At 39.2% G+C, this 4,247-nt stretch carries 2 protein-coding genes; both read left to right on the top strand.

The genetic code is table 11. The annotated features are described in order from the left end of the window. Nucleotides 1–89 precede the first annotated feature (89 nt). Nucleotides 90–2,243: a YjbH domain-containing protein gene (locus H5180_RS23245; RefSeq protein WP_182759248.1), complete on the top strand. Its 2,154-nt coding sequence runs from the start codon at nucleotides 90–92 to the stop codon at nucleotides 2,241–2,243. 239 nt (nucleotides 2,244–2,482) lie between these two features. Beyond that, nucleotides 2,483–4,084 carry a hypothetical protein gene (locus H5180_RS23240; protein WP_182759247.1) on the top strand — a complete coding sequence of 534 codons (1,602 nt, stop codon included), beginning with the start codon at nucleotides 2,483–2,485 and terminating at the stop codon, nucleotides 4,082–4,084. Nucleotides 4,085–4,247: the final 163 nt, after the last annotated feature.

The raw sequence follows: 4,247 nt of genomic DNA, 5'->3' as shown, positions 1-4,247 counted from the left end.
TAGAACCTAGAACCTAGAACCTAGAACCTAGAACCTAGAACCTAGGAATTGATGGATTTAATAATACTAACTCGGACTCGGATCACACCATGCCTAAATTGAATACGTTGTTTTTAAGCTGTGCAGCTGCATTAAGCTTACCCATTGCCGCTGATGAAATAAAACATTATCAATCATTTGCAGGTTATACCGGCTTAATTAACATCCCTAATGCAGAAGTAATGGATGCTGGCATTGTTGATGTTGGTCATAATAACCAGTTAGATATTGGGACTAAATATATAGATGGTCATAACTTTATATTGAGTGCAGGGTTGTTTGAGGGGGTGGAGGTAAGTGGTCTGGTAGCATCAAATACTATGCATGATAATATTTTTTACTCAGAGGGTCGAGGACAGAGAAGGGATTTATCATTTAATATAAAGTACCAAGTGCCGTATATTCCTCTAGATTGGTTTAGTTTTGCCATAGGCGCAAAAGACTTTGAGGGTGCTTCTAATAAATATAAAACTTTTTATGCGGTTGCTTCAAAGGAACTATGGGACTTTAGATTTAGTGCGGGGGTTGGTTCAAGTGATCGTATTATTGGCCAGATGGACGGTGCTTTTGCAGGTATTGAATGGCAACCGTTTAAATGGTTTAGTTTACTCACTGAATACGACTCTGAGGCCGTTAATGCAGCTGCGCGACTAACCATACCAAAAGAGTGGTTATATGATATTGGTGAAATTACTCTAACAAGCCGTTTTTATAGCAATACTGAATTTTCTGAAGATACCAGCAATTATTGGGGTATCAACTTTACCTTACCACTGAGTGATGAGGTAGGTTACCAGCAGCCTGTTAAAGCTGCGCCAGATGTGCAAAACAATACTGCTAATGTACCTGTTGCGAGTAAAGGCGATGCATCTATTAATCCTGATGCTGTAAAAATACAAACGCAAAATGACTACACTTTACCTACCGTTAAGCCAGAAGCGCGTACTACTGCAAAGATTACAAATAATACAGGGCAACAAGCTGAATTAAATCAGTTGAACTCTCAGTCTGTTAACTTGAAGCTAGCATTGGTGGAAGATGGTTTTGAAAATGTTAGTGTTGCTTTTAACAATAACAATCAGTTGTTTGTTAAATTTGAAAACTCAATTTTTAATCGTAACGATATTGATGCGTTAGGATTAGTACTAGGGCGTGTTGCTGAGTTAATAACACTTGAAGGTGTTGAATTTAGCGTACAACTAAACAAATATGATTTAGCATTACTTAATGTTGTTGGTACCGTTGATAATTATAAAGAATTTATTACTAACAATATTTCGCCTGATTTATTAATTACCCAAGGGGCCGCTCTAGAGCCAAATGGTTTGGTTTGGGTGGGAACTACAGATGCTAGTTCGCCATACTTTAAACCGCGTTTAACAATAGCGCCAACCATAAGTAATACCTATGCAACTGAGCTTGGAGTATTAGATTACTCAGCCGCCATTAGAGCTGATTTAGAGGTGCCTTTATGGCAAGGTGGCGGCATTATTTTAGGTGGCCAAGTAAATGTTGCTAATAGTGATGATTACGCTGAAAATAAGCCGTTTAAAAATTACCGTAAAGAAACACAGTTTGATCGTGCTTTGTTCTATCAAACTTTTGAGCTACCGTTTGGTTTTTACAACCAAACCCAAGTTGGCTATATCAAAGACTTTTATGACTACCGAGGTATTAGTAATGAAACAGCTTGGCTAAGTGATGCTGGTAGGCATAAAGTTAGCTTTAAATTTGGCTCTTTTCAGTACCAGGATTACCGCGGCAGCCGCAGTTACCAAATGTTTAATTATCAATATAATTGGGTAGAGCAAGATATTACTTTGCATGCCCAAGCTGGTGATTTTTGGTATGAAGATAGTGGTTACAAGCTAGAATCACGTTTTTGGTTTGGTGATAGCTACTTAGCTGTATTCTTTGAAGACTCAAGTGCGCAAAGAGCCGGTGCTGCGATAAGCATACCGTTATCACCGCGTAAAGATATGTCGGTTACTCGTTTTGGCCAAGTTAAAGGTAATGAGGCCTACCGCCATAGTATTGGTACGCAAGTAGGTAAGTCGCATAATCAATTGGTTTTTAACCAGTTATACGCACCAAGTTCAATAATTGGCTTAGATAAAACATTCTTTAATCAAGGTCGCTTATCGAGTGATTATGTTTATAAACATTTACCAAGGTTAAAAGAAGTGTATTTAAAATATCGGTAACAAATTTTTATTAGACTAACTATTGTACAAATATGTAGTTAGTCTATATTATGTAACGAACTGATTAATTACTATAGAGCGATTAGCTCTATTTTTGACAAAAAGTAAAAAATGTTGTTTTTTTGCTCATTTTTGTTGCGTTATGGCTATACTTTCCTAAAGTAAACGCTAATATTGTAACGAGTATAAAAAATCTTAGTTTATTGATTGTTTATTATAAAGGAATAAAAGGACTCCCTATGTTTACTAACAAAAAATCGCTATTGGCATTGTCTGTAGCTTCTGCATTTGCTCTAACTGGTTGTTTTAGTGATGACGATGGTAATGATTACACACCACCTGGACCAGGACCTGATCCAGTAGTGGTTGTTCCACCTCAAACACCAACTGAACTTAACTTTATAGTTAATGTATCTGTAGTTAATAGCGACTCAGATGCAATTGCAGATGCAACAGTAAGATTTGTGGAAAATGGCGCGCCATCAACGAACATTGTTGATGTAGATGGCAACGCGGTTCAGACTAAAAAGACTACTGAAGATGGTGGCTTTATTGTTACTGTTAAGAGTGGCTCTGAGTTATCAAGTGTGACGGCAGTTGTTTCTGCTGCAGGCTTTATAACCAGATCTTTCAAAGTTGACTTATCTAACGAAGACGAACTATCTGTATTACCAGCTCAGTTCCAATTGACCTCAACAGATACTGCAGGCCTTGCAAGCGTTGTAAAAGCTTCTACTGATATTAGCGGTTCAACAACCACGGCTCCAATCATTGCTGATGCTGTAGTTTCAGGTGATTCAGGTGCTTCTTTAGCTACTGCAACCTTACCAACTGGTATTACTCTTCAAAATGCTGCAGGCGAAGCTGTAACTGGTGATTCAGTATCATTGAGTGTTGTAGGTACAGATCCAGCATCTTCAACTAAATCATCAGTGATCCCTGAAGGTCTAAATGCTGATAACACTAGCGCAAATGTTTTAGTGCCAGTTTCGGTTGCTGATGTAAACTTATTAGTGGGTGACACTAAAGTTAAGAAGTTTGCTGGTGACACATTAAAAGTAACACTAGCAGCACCTACAGATTTAGCTGCTGGCGAAACACTTACTGTTAAGTCGTTCGATGATGAAACAGGCCAATGGTCTGCAGATGACTTCGCAGTTACACAAGGTACTGGTACAGTAAGCTTTGAAACAGACCACTTAACGTGGTTCTCTGTTAACCGCAATGCGAATACTTGTACTGACGGCTTTTCTGTAAATGTTACTTCAGGTACTATTCCTGCAGGTGGGTTATTTGTACTAGCAGACTCATCAGATGCATATGCGTTTAACTTCATCCGTGGTGGTGCAACTTCAAAGACTGTTGTACCAGCTGCGTTAGCAACGGCCTTCGGTGTATATGATGGCGCAACTGCTCGAGTTAGACTTTTTGACCGTGAAGGTGGAACATGGTTTGACTCACAAACAGAAGTTGGTGTTTGTGGCACTGTTGCTGTAACTCCTGTAGCACCATTTACTTTAGTTAATAAAGAATTAACTCTTACAGGTGCTTGTTCGAACGATGCTGATGTAGCGGTGAATGTTACTAATTCAACTGTTTCATTTAAACGTGCTGGCAAAGCTGCAAGATCTGCGATTAAAGATGCGAATGGTAACTTCCAGTTAACTAACCTACGTGAAGGTCAAAACTACGATGTTACTGTTAACTTCCGTGGTTTACCTGTTGAAGGTGCGAACACATTTACAATTGAAGGTGCTAATGCTGACGCATTAACTCAAGCATTCCAGTTTACATGTCCAACATCTACTGGTGGTACTGGTGGTACTGGTGGTAACGGTTAATTTTTGTTAGTTCCTATTAGGGATTAAGCCTAAAAGCCGCATTTATGCGGCTTTTTTTCGTTTTGGGCTACCTGGCCAACGGGGTATGGGCCGCGGGCTTCGGGGGCACGAGCTTCGGGCTGCAGGCCTAACACCTAACACTTAAAACCTAACACTTAAAACC

It is taken from the genome of Pseudoalteromonas sp. SR41-4 (genome assembly GCF_014163985.1).
Taxonomy (GTDB): Bacteria; Pseudomonadota; Gammaproteobacteria; order Enterobacterales; family Alteromonadaceae; genus Pseudoalteromonas; species Pseudoalteromonas rhizosphaerae.
Note: the sequence above shows the minus strand (reverse complement) of the source record. Positions and strands in the feature narration are given on the sequence as shown.

Bases quoted from the DNA above. Each gene is read 5' to 3' on its own strand.
- H5180_RS23245 (WP_182759248.1), top strand. From the start codon at position 90: ATGCCTAAATTGAATACGTTGTTTTTAAGCTGTGCAGCTGCATTAAGC.
- H5180_RS23240 (WP_182759247.1), top strand. From the start codon at position 2,483: ATGTTTACTAACAAAAAATCGCTATTGGCATTGTCTGTAGCTTCTGCA.